An 18,216-nucleotide genomic window follows, 5' to 3' on the forward strand; every position below is an offset into this window, starting at 1 on the left:
ATGAGATCTCTGGCTAAAATCTGGACCGACAGTAATGCTCGTAAATTTTATCACGATCCCACCAGGACCTCAGCGCCTGCGGCCACGAAGCACTTCGGACCTGGCGCAGGTACACGGACGCATAGACCTCCCGCCTGGCAACAAATGGACTCGACTCCAACAACGGCAGCAAAGGCGGAATCGACGCCCCCGCCACCCGAATACCATAATCCCGCCACGCATCGTTCACATTCCTGAAGAAAATAGGCTCACGTCCTATTGACTTGGAAAAATCCGCCCATTTGAAGGGAACATCAATCTGCCCACTATCCCAATAACCAAAAGGTTTTCCATAGGCTGTCGCAGCAATGGCCCCATGCAACGCACCACAAAAAACAAAGGCACTCGAGAACACCGCGTCAATGAAATGCTCGACGTTCAAGTCCCCCCGTCCCACCGTGGCGCGCAACACCTCGTCGCAACCGGTCAGCGCGCGCAATTCCGCGTCACCGCGTGCATCCGAGCAATGCGGGATCACGACACGCTTACCCGCATAACGCACCAGGGTGCGCGGTCGGTAGACATGGGGAAGAAAAAAAGCCGGGTCGCCCAAGGGCACATCGCGTCCGAGCACCTCCCGCGACAAAGGGCCACGGACAGCGGGCACCTGCAACTGCGGCCATGCCTCGGGATGAAAGCCGTCGGGCGCGCGGCAACCACACCCCCAATACACGAGTTGATCGGTCGCATTCAGGTCCCACGTCCGGACATCCTGCCCGATCAGACCATCGTCGAGACAACTCCCGATGATGCGATACAGCACGCGCCCGTCTCCACCCACCTCATCGGCATGGAACAGGCGGCTGTATAAATAGTCGGTGAGATAGTCCCCGAAGTTCTGGATCAACTCACCTTGCCGCCAATAAACAAGATAACCCGTTCCCAATATTGCAATCCAAAATATCTGTTTCGCGCCATTCTACAGATACTTCTTGATATTCACCATTGCCTGTTCGAAACCAAAAGCATCTGATTGCCGCAAAAAGTTTTCCATTGTTTCGCGGGATTGGCTGGAGCTGTAGGTTCGACTCTGGGCACGATAACTGTGATCCACTGGCACCGCATCCACAATTCCCATTGTCAATCCATGGTGGGCCGCCTTGACGGGCCAGACCAGATCATATCCCCACCCCATGGGGCTGCTTTCATCGAATGGGAGCAGATTTTCGGCCGCCGCACGATCAAAACAGAAAAGGGGCCCGATTTCCACGAAATTGGTCTGCCGCGCCCGCACGCCTTTGTCTTGCAGACAGAATTTATGGTCCCGATAGCTGAAACGCGTCCGCGCGGGCTGGCTGATCGAAAATTTCAGGTCGTCGACCCAGGCCACATAGGCATCCACAAAATCCCGGCACAGCACGATGTCGTCGTCCGAGAAGAAAATCAAATCGTAATCGTCCGGTCGGCACGATTGCAGCAGACGATTGAGGACCTGGAACTTGGGCGTCGCTTCAGTGAGATGGCATGTGGTGACCGCCTGCAATGCCTCAGGCGGCCTGCTGCGTCCCAGCGCCACCCAGCGCTGTTCGACACGGTGATGGCGAGATGCCGCGAAATCGCGCGCGAGGCGTTCGCATTGGTTCTCATGATCGGTCAGGTAAACCCCCAGAACCAGGATCCTCTTGCCAGAGACTGGCCGGGCCGGAAGCGGTGCGCGGTACAAACCCGCCGAGAAAACGAGACGCCGCAGTGGGCGCGTGACCAAGGTCCAGTAGTTCATCTGTCATTCCATATGGCACCAAGGCCACGCGCCAAGGCACCAAATCGACGCCTCCCTATGCAGCCGTCGTCGCAACCACCTCTGGCTGAACATCCATCGCCATTTGCGCCGCCACCAGCCGGGCAAAAGCTCCATCCCTGGCCATCAGCTCGGCATAGTTCCCCATCTCGATGATGTGTCCCTGATCCATCACCACGATGCGATCGGCATGCTGAATGGTGGACAGGCGGTGCGCCACCACGATGGTGGTGCGTCCGGTGGTCAGGTTGCGCAGCGCATCCTGCACCAGCCGCTCGGATTCGGCATCCAGCGCCGATGTGGCCTCGTCCAGAATCAGCACCGGGGTATCCCGGTACAGAGCCCGTGCAATCGCCATGCGCTGGCGCTGCCCGCCCGAGAAGGTCTGGCCATTGTGCCCCATGCGGGTGTCGAGCCCGTCCGGCAGCCCCTCGACGAAATGCAGCAGGTGGGCCATCCTGAGGGCATGGCGCACCCGCTCCATGTCCACCTCGATGCCGTCGCCTTCCTGCACCAGTGCCACGTTGGCGGCCACGGTGTCGTTGAACAGCACCACGTCCTGGTTGACCATGGACATCTGGGCCCGCAGCGAATCCAGCGTCCAATCCCCGAGCGGTACGCCATCAAGACGGATCACGCCTTCGGTCGGTTCCAGAAAGCGCGGCAACATGTTGACCAGTGTGGTCTTGCCAGAGCCAGAGTGTCCTACGAAGGCCACGGTCTCGCCGGCCCGGATCTCCAGCGACAGATCATCCACGGCAGGGCGATCGGTATTCGGATAGCGCTTGCTCACGTGCTCGAAGCGGATCTCGCCACGGGCGCGCTCGGCGGTGTGCGTGCCCTTGTCTTCCTCCTGCTTCTCGTCCATCAAGGCGTAGATGCGCTGCAGCGCGATGGCACCGCGCTGGATGCCTGGCCACACGTCGCTGAGGGACTTGGCGCGCGGCACCGTCATGAGCATGGTGGTGATGTAGGCGGCGAATCCTCCGACGGTGAGGTTGCCATCGCTGGACTGCCGCAGCGCCATGGTGACGATCACCGCCACGGCCACCGACGTGGCCACCTGGGTCAACGGCGTCACCAGCGCGCCAGCCGCATTCATCTTGATGGCAGCATTGCGCAGGAAATGGTTAACCTTGTGGAAGCGCCCGTCCTGGCTCCTTTGCGTGCCATAGAGACGCACCACCCGGTAGGCGAGCACGTTTTCCTCCACCGCATAGGTCATCTGGTCCATGCCGACCTGCGAGGCCCGCATGATGGCAAACAGGCGATCGCGCGTGAAACGCACGATCACGGCCACCACCGGCAGCACGCACATGGCCACCAGCGTCAACTGCCAGTTGAGCCAGAACAAAAAACCCACCAGCGCGACCAGCGACAGGCCCTCCTTGACGAAGGTCTGCACCGAATTGACCAGCGAGTTCACCGCATTCATGGTCTCGAGCGAGATGGTGTTGATCAGCATGCTGGCGGGCTGTCGCTCGAAGAGGCTCGGGTCGGAATACAGGATGCGGCCGAACAGGCGATTGCGAATGTCTTCGACCATGCTTTGGGTCGAACGTGTCATGACATAGGACGACGCGTAGTTGACAAAGGCGCGCAGCGAGAAGACGCCAACGATGATCAGCGGCACCGCCCAGGCTGGATACTGAACATCCGGGGCCACGGAGCTGGCCACGGAATGGTCCAGCAGCTTGGCCATCAACGCGGGAATGATCGGCTCGATCGCGGCCGAAACGACGGAGCAGGCAAAGGCAATCCAGAGCCCGGACTGGTGGGGTTTGAGATCGCGCAGGAAGCGCTTGACATCGAAAGAGAATTTCACAGTAGGAATCTGCCTTGGGCGCTACGCGCCTGTTGCGTGTCGGTGAGCATCGGCAGCAGTCTGCGCATGCGTCACCGGACGCCAATGAAGCAGGCCGGGCCACACCACGGAGGCCAGGCCATCAGATGGATGGATGCGATGGCCGGATTGTATAGAAGCGCGCCGAGGCCAAGTCCCGCCCCGCCGCACCTGGCCAGGCCCATGTACCAGGGCACATACAATGCATGCACCCGCCCCCTCTCATCCGCCCCGGTGCCTGCCGTTGCCGGCAGGCAACCATCCATGCAGGCATCGACCAGACTTCCAAGCTCCATGAATGTCCTCGTCACAGGCGGCGCCGGCTACATCGGCGCCCACACGGTGGTAGAACTGCTACAGGCCGACCACCAGGTCACCGTGCTCGACAACCTCTGCAACAGCAGCCCGATTGCGCTCGAGCGCATTGCCCGCATCACGGGCCAGCGTGCGCACTTCATCGAAGGCGACGTGCGCGACACGGCGCTGCTCACCCAGGTGCTGCAAGAGCGGCAAGTCAATGCCGTGATCCACTTCGCCGGCCTCAAGGCCGTGGGCGAGAGCGTGCAAAAACCCATCGCGTATTACGACAACAACGTGACTGGCTCGATCAGCCTCCTCAAGGCCATGACTGCCGCGGGCGTGCGACAACTCGTCTTCAGCTCCTCGGCCACGGTGTACGGCCCGCTGGCACCCGTACCCTATCGCGAGGACATGCCGCTGGGCCAGGCCTCCAACCCCTACGGCAGCAGCAAGATCATGGTCGAGCAGATCCTGGCCGATCTCTGCCACGCCGATGCCGGCTGGTCGGTGGCGGCGCTGCGCTACTTCAACCCGATCGGCGCGCACGAAAGCGGACTGATCGGCGAAGACCCGCAAGGCATCCCGAACAATCTGCTGCCTTTCGTCACCCAGGTGGCGGTGGGGCGCCGGCCCGAGCTGGCCATCTTCGGCGGCGACTACGACACACCCGATGGCACCTGCATCCGCGACTACCTGCATGTGGTCGATCTGGCCAGGGGTCATCTCAGCGCGCTGCAAAAGCTGGGCCAGGCGACCGCTGGCACGGGCCTCGGCCTCAAGGCCTGGAACCTGGGAACCGGGCAAGGCACTTCCGTGCTCGACATCGTCAGAACCTTCGAGACCGTCACCAGCCGGCCCGTGCCCTATCGCATCGCGCCACGGCGCGCCGGCGACCTGGCGGCCTTTTGGGCCGATGCGGCGCTGGCGGCCAGCGAACTCGGCTGGCAGGCCACCCGCACCCTGGAAGACATGCTGCGCGACGCCTGGCGCTGGCAGTCGAAGAATCCCCAGGGCTACCAACCAGAGGCCAGCTGACCCAAGGCGGTCGCCCCGCTTCTCGTTCCCTTCCCGGCAGCGGCCCAGCCACCGCCACTCATCATGAAAAAACAAGTCATCTGCATCAATTGGGGCACCAAGTATGGCGCGCCCTTCGTCAACCGGCTTTACGCCATGGTGGCGCGCAACATCACCCCGCCGTTCTCGTTCACGTGCTTCACCGATTCCGACGTGAACATCCGCCCCGAAGTGGACTGCCAGCCACTGCCCGAGATCGACTATGAAATCCCCAGGACCCGCAAAGGCATCTGGCCCAAGTCCAGGCTGTGGGGCGAGCGGCTCGGCTCGCTCAGCGGGCCGGTGCTGTTTCTCGATCTCGATCTCGTCATCACCGGCAGCCTCGATGATTTCTTCAGCCACGGCGACCCGGACAAGGTCATCCTCGCGCGCAATGCCGCCAAGCCCTTCGAGCGCCTGGGCCAGACCTCGGTGTTCCGCTTCCCGGTGGGCAAGCTGCGTCCGATGCAGCAACTCTTCGCCAAAGACCCCCTGGGCATTGCAGAGCAATATGGCTATGAGCAGCGTTTCGTCACCCAGAACGCCCCCGGTGGCATCGACCTGTTCCCGGCGGCCTGGGTGCGGCATTACCGCTACCAGTGCATCCCCACCTTCCCACTCAATCTCTTCATGACGCCGCGCCTGCCCAAGGATGCGCGCATCCTCATCTTTCCCGGCGGCGTCTATCCGGACAGCGCCATCCGTGGCGGCTGGCAGGGACGCGAAGGCTGGACGCTGGGCCAGCACCTCAAGGGGCTCTTCACCTGGGACTGCAGCCGCGAAGGCGGGCGTCGGCGCTACCTGGCCCACTTCATGAAGCCGGCGCCATGGCTGGCCGATCATTGGCGCACATAAGGGGCGGCACATGAACGCGGCCGCCACGACCCGCCCATACCGCATCGTGATGGTGGCGCACAGCCACCAACTCGGCGGCATCGAGCGCCATGTGCTGATGCTCAGTGATGCGCTGGCCGAGCGCGGCCATGCCATCGCCTATGCGGGACCGCTGGACGGCTGGCTGGGCGAGCACATGCGCAGCCGCGGCCACGCCTGCGCGCCGGTGGCCATGCGCGGCATGTACGACCCGCTGTCGGCCTGGCAACTGCGCCGCTTCGCCCGCCGCTGGCGGGCGGATGTCATCCATGGCCATGCCCAGCGCGGCGCACGCTACGCCCATTGGGCAGGCGGGCAGCGCATTCCCAGCCTGGCGACGGCCCATGCCACCAATGCCCACAAATGGTTTGCCAAGGGGCAGCGCATCATCGCGGTGTCCTACGCCGTACAGGATTTTCTGCTGAGCCAGGGTTTTGCTGCCGGTGATGTGCATGTGGTGCACTCGGGGGTGCCGGATCTCGGCCCGGTCGCCCCTCCCGATGCGCGCCCCATCAGCGCCGATCGTCCACTGGTGCTGGCCATGATCGCCCGCCTCGACGCGGTCAAGGGCCATGACATTGCCCTGCAAGCCCTCGCCCGGCTGAAAGATCGCTGGCCGCTGCGACTGCTTTTCGCCGGTGCCGACGACACCCCCTGGGCGCAACAGATGCGCACCCAGGCCGAAACCCTCGGCATTGCCCACCAGGTGACTTTCCTCGGGCAGCGCAGCGACGTAGCGCAGGTGCTGGCGAGCGTGGACGTGCTGCTGGCGCCCTCACGGCGCGAAGCACTGTGCCTGGCACTGATCGAAGGCGCAGCAGCGGCCCGGCCAGGCATCGGCACCGACATTGGAGGCATTCCCGAGGTGATCGTCGACCAGCACACCGGCCTGCTGGTGCCTCCCCAGGATCCGGATGCGCTCGCCAACGCCATCGCCGTCCTGGCCGCAGACAGCGCAACGCGCATTGCCATGGGCCATGCCGCCCGGCATCGCTATGAGCAGCGGTTCACCTTGCCGGCCATGGTCCGCGGTGTCGAGGCACAATACGCCAGCCTGCAAGGCAACCCATCCAACGCGCCCCGGCCATCCGAATGAGCGGCATCTCCATCTTCATGTACCACCAGGTGGGCCGATTCCCGCCGATCCGCACGCATCGTGCCAGCTATTGCGACGTGGACCGCTTTCGCTGGCAGATGCGCATGCTGCGCCTGTTCGGCATCCAGGTGATCTCGATGAGCGAGGCCGCCGCAGCCCTGCGCGGCGAGGTGCCCGTGCCCGCGCGCGCCGCCGTACTCACCTTCGATGACGGCTGCGCCAACTTCCGCGAGCACGCGTTGCCCATCCTGGAGGAGTTCGGCTATCCATCCATCGTCTATGCCATCGCCGGCATGGTGGGCGGCTCGGCCGCGTGGCTGGCCGAATCCGGCCATGCCACGCCGCCACTGATGGACTGGGTCCAGCTGCGCGACATCGCCGCGCGCGGCGTCGAGATCGGCAGCCACTCGCTCCACCACATCCGCCTGGCAGAACAATCGCCCGAGGTGCAGCGGCACGAGCTGGCCGCAAGCCGGCAGTTGCTGGAGCAGGAGCTGGGCCGCCCGGTACTGCATGCCTGTTACCCCTACGGCTCACACGACCTGCACACACTCCAGGCAGCCCAGGCCGCCGGCTACGCCACCGCCGTAACCTGCCAGCGCGCGGCGGCAACCCCTGACTTCGATCCGCTCGCCCTGCCCCGCAAGGCCATCTCCTACGGCGACAATGCGCTGGGCTTTCTGTGGAAGCTCTACATGAAGGATGCCCCCAAGGGCGAGGCCATCCGCCGCATGGGTTGAAAGCCTGTTCAAGAAACCGTCAAGACGCAGCCTGCTGCGCAGCCTTCAGGTCGTCGCTCTCCAGCCAGCGACGGCCGCGCAGGTAGCGCATCCACCAACCGTGCCGCCGGTAGGCCTGCAGCAGCTGCTGTGGAGTCAGAGGGCTGCTGAGCAGGAAATCCTGGGCAAACTGCCGCGCCGCCTCTGCCACGCCCTCGGACTGCGGGTGCGCTGCAAGAAAGCGCATGGCACCCATGTAGTTACGCGCGCTCATGTGGCTCACCAGGAATGCAATGCGCGGCTGCCTCAGGCCGGGGTCCTCCTGTTGGGCCAGCACCAGTTCCTTGCTGAACACTCGCAGGGCGCCGGAGAGGTCGGCCGCCTTGCGCAGCGTCATGTTCGAGACGATGCTGCCTTCGCGCTGCCGGTAGGCCACCCAGACACTGGGCGCATAAAACCAGCTCCTGGCCCGCAGCAACAGCCGTGGCATCGTGGCCATGTCCTCGAAATAGGAGCCAGAAGGAAAGCGCAGGTCATCACCCCAGAGCGAGCGCCGCACCACCTTCGACCACGCATGCATCTGTCCCTTGCGGCACATGCCGGCCAACAGATCGGCACGGCTGTGCAACAGTTGTCCGGCAGGACCGGCAAAGCTGGCGCGGTGCGCCTCGCCACGCAGCCGGTGTTTCAGGCGGGGGTGGGCCCGCCACAATTGAAAATCGCACAGCACCAGCTCCGGGCCGTGGCGCGAAACGATGTCGCGCAACTCGGCAATGGCGCCCGGCAGCAGCTTGTCATCCGAATCGAGGCACCATACATAGTCGCCCTGGCACGCCGCCAGCATGGTGTTGCGGGCGGCGCTGAGCCCCTGATTGCGCGGGTGGGCCAGCAAGCGGATCCGGTCCGGCCAGCGCTGGCGCAAGGCTTCCATCAACAAGGCTGAACCGTCGGTGGAAACGTCGTCAAGCATCAACACCTCGACCCCGGCATCGGCCTGGGCCAGCACCGATTCCACGCACTCCTGCAGGTATGCCTCGACGTTGTAGACCGGGATCAGGATGCTGAGCCAGGGCCTGGACGGAATGGGTTCGATCATGCTTGGTGTGAATCGGTCAGCAGGCTGGCGAACAGCGCTTCGTAGTTGGCAGTCATCGTGGCCAGTCCGTAATGATCCATTGCATCCCGGCGGGCCTGCCCTGCCAAGGCCGCGGCATGCGCAGGATCGGTCAGCAGATCCTGCAGCGCATCGGCCAGCGAGGCGGCATCTCCGGGCTCTACCAGCAGGCCGTTGCGGCCATGCGCGATGACCTCCTGAATACCCGCGACCCGGCTGCCCACGACCGCGCAACCCGCCGCCATGCCCTCGATCAGCGACAGCGGCATGCCTTCGTAGTGGCTGGAGAGCACGCACAGCTGCTGCGCCATCAAAAGACCCGGCACATCAGGGCAATGGCCGAGGAAATGGACCTGCTCCTGCACATCGAGCCGGCGGGCCAGTTGTTCGGCCGCCTTGCGCATGCGGGCCTTGCCGCCCCCGGCCAGATGGAGCTGCGGCCTCAGTCCGCGCTGGCGCAACAAGGCCAGCGACTGGAGCAAGGTGGCGTGGTCCTTTTGCCGCGCAAAGCGTGCAGCCATCACGATGCCGGGCTGGCGCTGCGCCAGAGGCGATTGGTCGGCCTGCTCGAAAGGCTCGAGCCGGATGCCGTTGGGGATGCTGACGACCTTGCCGGCCGGAAACCCGAGGGCGAGCAGACTTTGCGCCACGCCTTCGGAACACCCCACGATGCGGTCGGTGCGCTCGCTCAGCCAAAGTGCCTGCCGCAGGCGACGCGGCGTGTAGCGCTCGCGCGAGTTGTGCTCGACGTGCACCAGATGCGGCACACCGGCGCGCAGGCCGGCGTAGCGGCCCCAGAGATGATCGCTGAAGCCATGCGCGACCAGGATGTCAGGGCGGAACTGCCGGCAGATGGCCGCGAGCTGCCGCACCGTGGCCCAGTGCGACCAGCCGGCAACCACCTGTACCGGTACACCCTGCGTCCGCAGGGCCTCGATGCGGGCCGGGTCGGTCTGGCGCTTGCGCCTGAGTACCAGCAGCGGCTCGAAGCGCCCCGAGCGCTGGTGTGCCTGCACCAGGTCCAGCGCCACCTGGGTCGCGCCCGAGAAGCCGCCGGTGACGAAGTGCAGCACCTTCGGCACGGCCCTGCCCCGTTCGAGCGAAGGGGCGACCACCTCATTCAGCATACTGCACTCATCGGCATACCACTGGAGACTCAATGCCCGCCGTGGACGACCTCGCCAGCCTTGAGGTGGTATTCGGTGCCGCAATAGGGACAGCGGGCGCTGCCGGTCTGGGCGATGTCGAGAAACACCCGTGGATGGGCATTCCACAGCTGCATGCCGGCCTTGGGATTGGGGCAGAACACGCCGCCATTGCCGTTGAGGTCTTTGGCCAGCAGTTCCACGCTGGCAACGGGTGTGGGAGATGGGCTGCTCATATCGTTTTTTCTGATGGTGACGAGAACGAAGGCTGGCGGCCCCGCATGGTCAAGACAGGGCCTGGCTTGCACAGGCATGGCCGCCGGTAAAACTGTGATTATGGGGCTTCCGCCTCCGTTTCGGGCCGCCCCAGCGACCACACCACCAGCTTGCCATTCACGAACTGGCAATCCACCCAGGCGCCGCCCAGATCGGTCCAGCGGTGGATTTCGGGCTGCACATCCAGAGGCGACTGCGGCACGCTCAACGACCGGGTCTGCTGCACCACCTGCAGCATGCTCATGCCGGGGCGCAGCCGCGCGTTGAGCATGACGGCACTGGAGATCACGCCCTTGGGCGTATTGGCGGCGATCCGCAGCACCCGCATCACCTTGGTAAAGTGCAGCAGGAAGAAGAAAACCACCACGCCGAACACGGCGAAGAAGCCGGTCCAGCCCTGGTTGACATAACCCGTGGTCAACACCAGAGTGATGACGGCGACGATCAAGACGCTTTTCAATCCAGAATGCATGGCGCGCATTCTAGGGCCTGTTCACGGCCGTCAGCGCCGCCGCTGCCTGGCGGCCGCTGATGACGGCGCCTTCGAGCGTGGCGGGATAGGGTCCCTCAACATAGTCGCCACACACCAGCAGCCCCGGCCACAGGGCGCTGGGCCGCTGACCGGGGCGCACCAGGCCCGCCGTGCAGGCGAAAGTGGCGCGTTTTTCGACGATGCTGGTGATGATGCGCGGCATGGCGCCATGGCCATGCGCCTGCAGCACCCGCCGGGCCTGCTGCAGCACCGTCTGTTCGAGGATGGCCCGCTCGATCACGCTGGCACTGGCGACAAAGGCCAACAGGCCGGCATCCTGGCTCAGCTGCTGCCGGTCGAACACGAATTGCGCACCCGCCACTGCCGCTGCTCCCAGCGTGGCAGCAGGTGAGGCAACCCCATCGAGCTGCAGCATCGGCCTGGGCAGCAAGGGGCGAGCCAGCTGGTCACGCGGTGGCGGTGGCACTTGCACATACACGGTGGTGATGGCCTCATGCGCCATGCCTTGCGCGGCCTGCAGCCAGGCCTGCCAATTGGGGGTAGCGGCGGTCTCAGGCGTGGCCTGGGCGAGGTCCTCCAGCAGGCGCTGCGCTTCCCACACCGGCGTGGCCAGGATCACCGCATCGAAGGCCTCGCCATCGATGCGCCACGGCGCCGCGCCCTCCGCTGCCGCGGTAGAGCTCGACAAGCCTGTTCGTCGCAACTGCATCGCGCGCGCGCCCAACCGCACCCGTGCGCCATGGGCCTGCAACCAGGCCAGCGCGGGCTGCGCCAGCAACTGGCCCAAGGGCACCCTGGGCAGCAAGAGATCCGAACTCCCGGCCCCGCCCTGAAGGCTGTCCTGCAACACCCGCAGGAACACGGCGGCACTGGCGCTCCGAAGAGGGGTATTCAGCGCGGCCGTGCACAGCGGTTCGATGAGACCGTGCACGACGGCGGGCGGCAGGTCTTCGCACAACTGCGCCACGGTGACCTGCGCGCCACAGGTAAAACCGGCACGCCGCCAAGCGGCCAGGCGGCGCAGCAGCGCCAGCCGGTCCGGCCACGTCCAGCCCCTGGCCGTCAAAATGCCGGCCACACCATTCCACGGGCTGGGAAGGCGCGGCAAGGCCAGGCCCCGGCCCTGCGCATCGCGCAAATCCAGCGGTGTGCGCCGCAACACCTTCGCGGGGTCGATGCCGACGCGCTGCATCAGCGCCAGCGACTGCGCGTATGCGCCGATCAGGATGTGCTGGCCGTTGTCGAGCACGGTCTGGACCCCGTTGGCCGCCGGCAGCAGCACGCTGCGCGCCCGTCCACCCGGTGCGCGCGCGGCCTCCAGCAAGGTCACCTGCCAGCCCGTCTCGATGGCATCGACGGCGGCGGCCAGGCCTGCCCAGCCAGCGCCGACGATGGCCACGCGCCGACCAGACGGCGCGCTCACGCGCACCCTCCCACGCATGGGAGTGGGGTCTGCACATTGTCAGGCCATGCCATGTGAGTTCCTCAGCGCGGCATGCGCCCGAGCGCCTGCACCTGCCAGGCCAGCCACAGCTTGCGCAGGGGCGTCAGCCGAATGCGCTGGTGCAGCACCTGGAACTGATCGCGCTCGATTTCCCGCAGCAACGTGCGGTAGATATTGGCCATCATCAGGCCCGGTTTCTGGCTGCGCCGGTCAGCTGCTGGAAGCAGTTGCAGGGCTTCGTCATAGAGTCGCTGGGCGCGCTCGGCCTGGAAGCGCATCAGCGCCGTGAAGCGTTCGGAGTACTCGCGCTTGCTGATCTCGTGCGCGCGCACATTGAACTGCTGCAGTTCATCCACCGGCAGGTAGATGCGCCCGCGCATGGCGTCCTCGCCCACGTCCCGGATCACATTGGTGAGCTGAAACGCCTGACCCAGCACGTGCGCATAGCGCGTGGTGCCTGGCTCGCTCTGCCCGAAGATGCGGGCCGAGACCTCGCCCACCACCCCCGCCACCAGATGGCAATAGCGCTGCAGGCTGGGGTAATCGAGGTAGCGGGTCTGCTGCAGGTCCATCTCGCAGCCTTCGATGATGGCCAGCAACGCCTCTTCCTCGATGCCATAGTCGGCCAGCGCCGGCTGCAGTGCCTGCATGGCAGGATGGCTGGGCGCGCCGGCAAAGGTCCGCTGTACCTCGCTGCGCCACCAGGCCAGCTTGGTGGCGGCCACTCCCGGGTCCGAGACCTCATCGACCACATCGTCCACCTCGCGGCAAAAGGCATAGAAGGCGGTGATGGCGGCGCGGCGCGGCGGCGGCAAAAAGCGGAAGGCGTAGTAGAAGCTGCTGCCGGACTCCGCCGCCTTCTGCTGGACGTACTGCTGTGGGGTCATAAATGCATGTTTTCAGTCAGCCGACATTGTCCCATGCACAGTGGCCGGCGCCAGGCCAGCATCGGTCCATCTGATCCGCAGCACCGGTAGCTCAAGACAGCATGCCGGCGGCGCGCAGACCCGCCTCGAGCCGCTGGGCGAACAGTGCATAGCCCCGGGTGTTGGCGTGCACCTGATCGGAGCGCAGGCGCTCATCGGCGAGGATGTCGGACCAGGCATCGCCCAGCAGCGGCAGCTTCTGCTCGCTGGCGATGCGCGCATACATGGCATGGTCGCTCAACACGCCAGCGGCGGCCAACAAGCCCAGCGCCGGCATCGCCACCAGCATCACCTGCGCACCAGCAGCCTGGCACTGCTGGCAGATGGCGCGGATGTTGGCCTCGGTCTGCTGCTGCGATTGGCGCTGCAGAAAATCGTTGCCACCGATGCCGACGATCACCAGTTCAGGCTGGTACTCCTGCAGCAGCCCGGGCAGCCGCGCAAGCGCCTGGGCCGAGGTATTGCCCGACACTCCGGCGTTGACGACCTGCCAGCCCGTGGCTTCGGCGAGCAGCGTGGGCCAGTCCTGCCGGGGTGCAGCACCCACGCCATGGGTGAGCGAATCGCCCAACGCCAGCACCACCGCGCCAGCGGACACCGGCGTCGCGCGGGGCTTGCTGCGACCGCAGCCCGCCAGCCCCAGGCCGGAGATCAGCGCAACCGCCGCCAGGCCTTGCCCGAGCAGGCGCCGACGCGCGGGCCCCAGCATGGCTGGCTGGACGGACAGGATCAAGGCATCGGGCGCAGACATGGGCGGACTCACAGGACGAAGGAGAGGATCAACAGGTTCCGAGGGAAGGCAGCGCCAAGGCCACGTTCACATGGCCCGATTCTGCCACCGCCAACGTGGCCTTTCGAGCTGTTCGGGCCGCCTCCCGGCCCCCGCTCGTCAACATGCTTTTATGCAAGAATGGCGGGTTTTCATTGCCTCAGCCACCTTCTTCATGATCAGCCCGACGTCCGCATCCAGCCATCCCTGGGACAACGTGCGCCTTGCGCGCCGTATCGTCGTCAAGGTCGGCTCCAGCCTGGTGACCAACCAGGGCCAGGGCCTGGATGCCCAGGCCATCGACGAATGGGCGCGCCAGCTCAGCCGCATCGTCCATGGCGATGCGCACGGCATGGGCCGGCGCGAGGTCATCATGGTCTCGAGCGGCGCCATTGCCGAAGGCATGAAGCGCATGGGCATGCAGCGGCGCCCGCGCGAACTTCATGAGCTGCAGGCCGCCGCCGCCGTCGGCCAGATGGGCCTGGTGCAGATGTACGAGAGCAAGCTGCGCCATTACGGCCTGGGCAGCGCCCAGGTGCTGCTCACCCACGCCGACATGGCCGACCGCGAACGCTACCTCAATGCCCGCGTGACGCTGCTGACGCTGCTCGCGCGCGGCATCGTGCCGGTGATCAACGAGAACGACACCGTCGTCAACGATGAAATCAAGTTCGGCGACAACGACACGCTGGGCGCACTGGTGGCCAACCTGGTGGTGGCTGACCTGCTGATCATCCTCACCGACCAGAATGGCTTCTACACCGCCGATCCGCGCAAGCACCCCGAGGCCGAGAAGGTGCAGCTGGCCCGCGCCGGCGATCCGGCACTGGAGGCCATGGCTGGCGGTGCCGGAACCAGCATCGGCACGGGCGGCATGCTCACCAAGGTGCTGGCGGCCAAGCGGGCCGCCCGTTCGGGCGCATCGACCATCATTGCCTGGGGGCGTGAGCCCGACATCCTGCCGCGGCTGATGGCCGGCGAGCAGGGCATTGGCTCGCTGCTCTACGCCCCCATGCACAAGCTGCAGGCGCGCAAGCAGTGGATCGCCGACCACTTGCAGTTGCATGGTGCGGTGGTGCTCGATGCCGGTGCGGTGCGCAAGATCGTCGCCGAAGGCAAGAGCCTGTTGCCGGTGGGCATTACCGCCGTCAAGGGCAGCTTCACGCGTGGCGAAGTCATCGCCATCGAGGACGAGGCCGGCCTGCAGATCGCCCGGGGCCTCGTCAACTACAGCGATCAGGAAGCGCGCAAGCTCTGCCGCCATCCTTCTGCCGACATCGAGGCCTTGCTGGGCTATGTGGCAGAACCGGAGATGGTGCACCGCGACAACCTGGTGCTGATCTGAAAGCCGCTTGTCACACGCAGCGTCCCCATCCGCCATGCAAAACGGCCGCGCAATATTGCGCGGCCGTTTTGCTTTTCAGAGAGCGCCAACTTCCGAGGGCCCCTGCGGCCTGACCCGAAGGCCCGGCGCAGGCGCAATCAGCGCGCCGCAGGCGGCGCGAACAGCTCCTCGATGCCGTAGACGTCGGCCAGCGACTGCAGCGTCGCCGACATGCCCGAGACGCCAAAACCGATGCCCTTGGCTTCGGCCTCGCGCCGCACTGCCAGCAGCGCGGCCAGCGCGGCCGAGTCGAACTGCTTGAGCGCCGAGGCATCGATCTGCAGCGGCTCGCCGGCAGACAGCGCCTCGGCCAGCGCGGACTGGGTGCTGCGGACCCAGCCCACAACTTCTTCACGGGTCAAACGAACGGGCAATTGCAGGATTGGCATGACGGTGTGGCAAAAATCAGATTCGGATCAGGACACGGCATCGCCTGCCGGGCCCTTGTCGATCCGGGCCTGACAGGTAATGACCAATGCATCATACCCGGTGAGCGTATGCCTTCGGCGCGAGGCGCGCCATTGGCGTATTCACTGTCACCATGGGCTGCTGACGCAAATAGCCCGGCGGCTCTTCAAAGGCGGCGCTCAGGAGGCGGCCGGCTGGTTGGCGCTGTTGCGGTTTTGCAGCGAACGGATCAGACCGTCGATGCCATTGGCATTGATTTCCTGCGTGAACTGCGGGCGATAGGTATCGACGATCCACGCCCCCATCACATTGACGTTGTAGACCTTCCAGCCCAGCCCCTCGCCCGGCGTTTTCTGCAGGCGGTAGTCCAGCTGCACGGGCGAATCGCCGCCACGCACCTCGGAGCGCACCAGCACGTCGGTGGCATCCGCAGGCTGCGCCCGCATCGGCAGGATGACCACGCGCAGGTCGCCGACCTGCTCCAGCGAGTTCGCATAGGTGCGGATGAGCATGCCCTTGAACGCCTCGATGAGCTGCTCGCGCTGCTCGGCGGTGGCGCCCCGCCAGGCCGGGCCGACGGCGGCTGCCGTCATGCGCTGGAAGTTCACGTTCGGCATCACGATGCGGTCGACCGCATCGGTGGCGGCCGCCACGTCGCCAGCCTTGACGCGCTCATTGTTGCGCAACTCGGTCAGCACATCGGTGGTGACGCGCTCGACCATGGCATTGGGCGCCAGGTCCTGCTGTTGCGCATGGACCAACGCCGGCACGGCAGCCATGAAAGAAGCGGCCAGGCCAATGGCGCTGCCCAGTATCCATTGTCGAATTCGGGTCATTTGCATCTTGTTGTTTCCTTCCTGATCGAGAGTGACTGGCTTGGGGCCCATCATGCTGGCAAAGTTCCGCCCCTGGCTGTCAGCCAATGGCGACTCATGCCGTCCCATGTCTCGCCGCATAACGCAGCAATAACGCAGCAGCCGGCCGCATTGATGACAGCAACCGCCGGTACCGCCCCAGACCAAGCGCTGCTCCTCTGCTGCCTGGGCCACCGCTCACTGCGCAGCCGCTGGTGCGGCCGCGCTCTCGTCCTCGTCCGGCAGCGCGCCTGCATCGGCGTCGTAATCATCGTCGAGCATGCCGTCGCCCCCCGAGCCGGGATTGCGGCTGCTCAGGTACAGATCGCGCGTCATCACATAGGGGTCCAGCGCGGCCTGGTCGAGCATGTCGCTGGCGCGCAGCAGGCGCGCACGCGCATCGACCAGGCGCAGGCCATAGAGGGCGTAGCGGTGCGAATCGGGGTTGAGGTGAAAGAGCGGATTGCCATATGCGTCGACCGGCAGCGCCGCCGCATCGCGAATCGAGGAGGAACCCCAGAACGGCAGCACCAGATACGGCCCGGAGGGCACCCCCCAGTGGCCCAGCGTCATGCCGAAGTCGGTCTTGTAGCGCTCCAGCCGCATCTCGGTGGCCACATCCAGCAGCCCGCCCAGGCCGAAGGTCGAATTGACGGCGACGCGGAAGAAGCTGCTCATCGAGGCTTCGCCCTTGAACTGCAGCACATTGTTGACGAAGGACCAGGCATCGCCCAGGTTGCCAAAGAAGTTGCCCACCCCGGTGCGCACCGGCGAGGGCACGGCCTTCTGGTAGCCCGTGGCCACCGGCCGGAGGATGGCGCGGTCGAGCCCGTCATTGAAGCTGTACATGCTGCGGTTGAAGGATTCGAGGGGATCGCGCGGATCCTGCCCGAACGCCTGCCCCTGCGGGCCGGTGCTGGCGCAGCCGGCCAGCATGGCCGCCGTCATGGCGGCAGCGGCAACCCGCGTCAGGTACTGGCGCTGCGCTGGCGCATCGGGACAACGGCGTTGAGCAGGACGAAGGGAGCGGCCGAAAGTGCGAGAGAAAGGCATGGGAATGGTCTCTGTCTGGTTCTGCGTGGTTCTACATGGGGTCAGCGGACTGATGATGGCGGAGGAGCTGGCCAGGCCCTCAATCGATGCGGCCATCATTGGCATTGGCGGGGGCGGCGGCGCCTTGGCCCGCCACGCTGCCGGAACCCGAACCATCGCCTGAGCTGCTGGCGGCACCGCCAGCCGGTTCGGCAGCCTTGCTGAACATGAAGGCGGAGATCAGATTCTCCAGCACCATGGCCGACTGTGTCGAGGTCACCGTATCGCCCTGCTTGAGGTTGGCATCCTCGTAGCCGGGATCAATGCCCACGTACTGGTCGCCCAGCAGCCCGCTGGTGAGGATCTTGAGCGAGCTGTCCTCGGAGAACTGGTAGCGCTGGTCCATGTCCAGCACCACCAGCGCGCGGTAGACCTTGTCGTCGAAACTGATGGCATTGACGCGCCCGACCACCACGCCGCTGCTGCGCACCGCGGCCTTGGGCTTGAGCCCGCCGACATTGTCGAAATAGGCCTTGACCTGGTAGGTGTTGCTGTTCCAGTTCAGCTGCAGCAGGTTGGCCGACTGCAAGGCCAGAAAGGCCAGCGCGGCAAAACCCAGCATCACGAAAAGACCTACCCAGAAATCGGTTTTGGAGCGTTGCATGTGTGTATTCTCTTCAAATCAAGTGTGAGGTGGTGCGTCAAATCGT

At 65.3% G+C, this 18,216-nt stretch carries 19 protein-coding genes; 5 read left to right on the plus strand and 14 right to left on the minus strand.

What is annotated here, in order from left to right; translation table 11 throughout:
- Positions 1-13: 13 nt before the first annotated feature.
- The 3 genes from EV687_RS07590 to msbA form a co-directional block, all read right to left on the minus strand.
- Positions 14-886 carry a glycosyltransferase family protein gene (locus EV687_RS07590; protein WP_147474994.1) on the minus strand — a complete coding sequence of 291 codons (873 nt, stop codon included), beginning with the start codon at positions 884-886 and terminating at the stop codon, positions 14-16.
- Between the two features lie 72 nt (positions 887-958).
- A complete protein-coding gene (locus EV687_RS07595) occupies positions 959-1,759 on the minus strand; it encodes a hypothetical protein (protein WP_122230905.1) in 801 nt (266 codons plus the stop codon).
- Between the two features lie 55 nt (positions 1,760-1,814).
- Positions 1,815-3,602 (minus strand): lipid A export permease/ATP-binding protein MsbA, encoded by a 1,788-nt coding sequence (gene msbA / locus EV687_RS07600; RefSeq protein ID WP_162846645.1) that lies wholly within the window; start codon positions 3,600-3,602, stop codon positions 1,815-1,817.
- A gap of 312 nt (positions 3,603-3,914) precedes the next feature.
- On the opposite strand from msbA, the gene galE reads away from it, so the two are divergent.
- From galE to EV687_RS07620, 4 genes are all read left to right on the plus strand, one after another.
- Entirely contained in the window at positions 3,915-4,955 is a 1,041-nt protein-coding gene (gene galE, locus EV687_RS07605) for a UDP-glucose 4-epimerase GalE (protein WP_122230909.1), read from the plus strand.
- Between the two features lie 63 nt (positions 4,956-5,018).
- On the plus strand, positions 5,019-5,828 hold the full coding sequence (locus EV687_RS07610) for a glycosyl transferase (protein ID WP_122230911.1): 810 nt from the start codon (positions 5,019-5,021) through the stop codon (positions 5,826-5,828).
- Positions 5,829-5,838: 10 nt separating this feature from the next.
- Positions 5,839-6,942 (plus strand): glycosyltransferase, encoded by a 1,104-nt coding sequence (locus tag EV687_RS07615; RefSeq protein WP_122230913.1) that lies wholly within the window; start codon positions 5,839-5,841, stop codon positions 6,940-6,942.
- Entirely contained in the window at positions 6,939-7,682 is a 744-nt protein-coding gene (locus EV687_RS07620) for a polysaccharide deacetylase family protein (RefSeq protein ID WP_122230915.1), read from the plus strand. The genes EV687_RS07615 and EV687_RS07620 overlap by 4 nt, the downstream gene beginning before the upstream one ends.
- Positions 7,683-7,701: 19 nt before the next feature.
- Here the strand turns inward: EV687_RS07620 and EV687_RS07625 are convergent, their stop codons facing one another.
- From EV687_RS07625 to EV687_RS07655, 7 genes are all read right to left on the minus strand, one after another.
- Positions 7,702-8,757 (minus strand): glycosyltransferase family 2 protein, encoded by a 1,056-nt coding sequence (locus EV687_RS07625; protein WP_122230917.1) that lies wholly within the window; start codon positions 8,755-8,757, stop codon positions 7,702-7,704.
- The gene (locus EV687_RS07630) at positions 8,754-9,902 is read right to left on the minus strand and encodes a glycosyltransferase (RefSeq protein WP_122230919.1); all 1,149 of its coding nucleotides are present in this window, start codon (positions 9,900-9,902) and stop codon (positions 8,754-8,756) included. The genes EV687_RS07625 and EV687_RS07630 overlap by 4 nt, the downstream gene beginning before the upstream one ends.
- A 29-nt stretch (positions 9,903-9,931) precedes the next feature.
- Positions 9,932-10,156: a zinc-finger domain-containing protein gene (locus EV687_RS07635; RefSeq protein ID WP_122230921.1), complete on the minus strand. Its 225-nt coding sequence runs from the start codon at positions 10,154-10,156 to the stop codon at positions 9,932-9,934.
- A gap of 98 nt (positions 10,157-10,254) precedes the next feature.
- Positions 10,255-10,668: a glycerate kinase gene (locus EV687_RS07640; RefSeq protein WP_122231216.1), complete on the minus strand. Its 414-nt coding sequence runs from the start codon at positions 10,666-10,668 to the stop codon at positions 10,255-10,257.
- A 10-nt stretch (positions 10,669-10,678) separates the two neighbouring features.
- A complete protein-coding gene (gene hpnE / locus EV687_RS07645) occupies positions 10,679-12,112 on the minus strand; it encodes a hydroxysqualene dehydroxylase HpnE (protein WP_242612533.1) in 1,434 nt (477 codons plus the stop codon).
- A 62-nt stretch (positions 12,113-12,174) separates the two neighbouring features.
- Positions 12,175-13,020, minus strand: a complete 846-nt coding sequence (gene hpnD, locus EV687_RS07650) for a presqualene diphosphate synthase HpnD (protein ID WP_122230925.1) — start codon at positions 13,018-13,020, stop codon at positions 12,175-12,177.
- Positions 13,021-13,111: 91 nt separating this feature from the next.
- Positions 13,112-13,810, minus strand: a complete 699-nt coding sequence (locus EV687_RS07655; protein ID WP_242612534.1) for a GDSL-type esterase/lipase family protein — start codon at positions 13,808-13,810, stop codon at positions 13,112-13,114.
- Positions 13,811-14,003: 193 nt separating this feature from the next.
- Here EV687_RS07655 and proB point away from each other — a divergent pair, with 193 nt between their 5' ends.
- A complete protein-coding gene (proB, locus tag EV687_RS07660) occupies positions 14,004-15,173 on the plus strand; it encodes a glutamate 5-kinase (protein ID WP_122231220.1) in 1,170 nt (389 codons plus the stop codon).
- A gap of 137 nt (positions 15,174-15,310) precedes the next feature.
- On the opposite strand, the gene EV687_RS07665 is transcribed toward proB, so the two are convergent.
- The 4 genes from EV687_RS07665 to mlaD form a co-directional block, all read right to left on the minus strand.
- A complete protein-coding gene (locus EV687_RS07665) occupies positions 15,311-15,601 on the minus strand; it encodes an STAS domain-containing protein (RefSeq protein ID WP_122230927.1) in 291 nt (96 codons plus the stop codon).
- Positions 15,602-15,799: 198 nt separating this feature from the next.
- Positions 15,800-16,456, minus strand: coding sequence for an MlaC/ttg2D family ABC transporter substrate-binding protein (locus tag EV687_RS07670; protein WP_122231222.1), 657 nt, complete (start codon positions 16,454-16,456; stop codon positions 15,800-15,802).
- A gap of 216 nt (positions 16,457-16,672) precedes the next feature.
- Entirely contained in the window at positions 16,673-17,527 is an 855-nt protein-coding gene (locus EV687_RS07675) for an MlaA family lipoprotein (RefSeq protein WP_162846646.1), read from the minus strand.
- Positions 17,528-17,606: 79 nt separating this feature from the next.
- On the minus strand, positions 17,607-18,170 hold the full coding sequence (mlaD, locus tag EV687_RS07680) for an outer membrane lipid asymmetry maintenance protein MlaD (RefSeq protein WP_122230931.1): 564 nt from the start codon (positions 18,168-18,170) through the stop codon (positions 17,607-17,609).
- Positions 18,171-18,216: the final 46 nt, after the last annotated feature.

It is taken from the genome of Corticibacter populi (assembly GCF_004217315.1).
Classification (GTDB): Bacteria; Pseudomonadota; Gammaproteobacteria; order Burkholderiales; family Burkholderiaceae_C; genus Lampropedia; species Lampropedia populi.

Bases quoted from the DNA above. Each gene is read 5' to 3' on its own strand.
- EV687_RS07655 (WP_242612534.1), bottom strand. From the start codon at position 13,810: ATGTCTGCGCCCGATGCCTTGATCCTGTCCGTCCAGCCAGCCATGCTG.
- EV687_RS07630 (WP_122230919.1), bottom strand. From the start codon at position 9,902: ATGCTGAATGAGGTGGTCGCCCCTTCGCTCGAACGGGGCAGGGCCGTG.
- EV687_RS07675 (WP_162846646.1), bottom strand. From the start codon at position 17,527: ATGCCTTTCTCTCGCACTTTCGGCCGCTCCCTTCGTCCTGCTCAACGC.
- EV687_RS07595 (WP_122230905.1), bottom strand. From the start codon at position 1,759: ATGAACTACTGGACCTTGGTCACGCGCCCACTGCGGCGTCTCGTTTTC.
- EV687_RS07665 (WP_122230927.1), bottom strand. From the start codon at position 15,601: ATGCCAATCCTGCAATTGCCCGTTCGTTTGACCCGTGAAGAAGTTGTG.
- EV687_RS07635 (WP_122230921.1), bottom strand. From the start codon at position 10,156: ATGAGCAGCCCATCTCCCACACCCGTTGCCAGCGTGGAACTGCTGGCC.
- galE (WP_122230909.1), top strand. From the start codon at position 3,915: ATGAATGTCCTCGTCACAGGCGGCGCCGGCTACATCGGCGCCCACACG.
- proB (WP_122231220.1), top strand. From the start codon at position 14,004: ATGATCAGCCCGACGTCCGCATCCAGCCATCCCTGGGACAACGTGCGC.
- EV687_RS07625 (WP_122230917.1), bottom strand. From the start codon at position 8,757: ATGATCGAACCCATTCCGTCCAGGCCCTGGCTCAGCATCCTGATCCCG.
- EV687_RS07640 (WP_122231216.1), bottom strand. From the start codon at position 10,668: ATGCATTCTGGATTGAAAAGCGTCTTGATCGTCGCCGTCATCACTCTG.
- mlaD (WP_122230931.1), bottom strand. From the start codon at position 18,170: ATGCAACGCTCCAAAACCGATTTCTGGGTAGGTCTTTTCGTGATGCTG.
- EV687_RS07610 (WP_122230911.1), top strand. From the start codon at position 5,019: ATGAAAAAACAAGTCATCTGCATCAATTGGGGCACCAAGTATGGCGCG.
- EV687_RS07615 (WP_122230913.1), top strand. From the start codon at position 5,839: ATGAACGCGGCCGCCACGACCCGCCCATACCGCATCGTGATGGTGGCG.
- EV687_RS07620 (WP_122230915.1), top strand. From the start codon at position 6,939: ATGAGCGGCATCTCCATCTTCATGTACCACCAGGTGGGCCGATTCCCG.
- EV687_RS07670 (WP_122231222.1), bottom strand. From the start codon at position 16,456: ATGACCCGAATTCGACAATGGATACTGGGCAGCGCCATTGGCCTGGCC.
- hpnD (WP_122230925.1), bottom strand. From the start codon at position 13,020: ATGACCCCACAGCAGTACGTCCAGCAGAAGGCGGCGGAGTCCGGCAGC.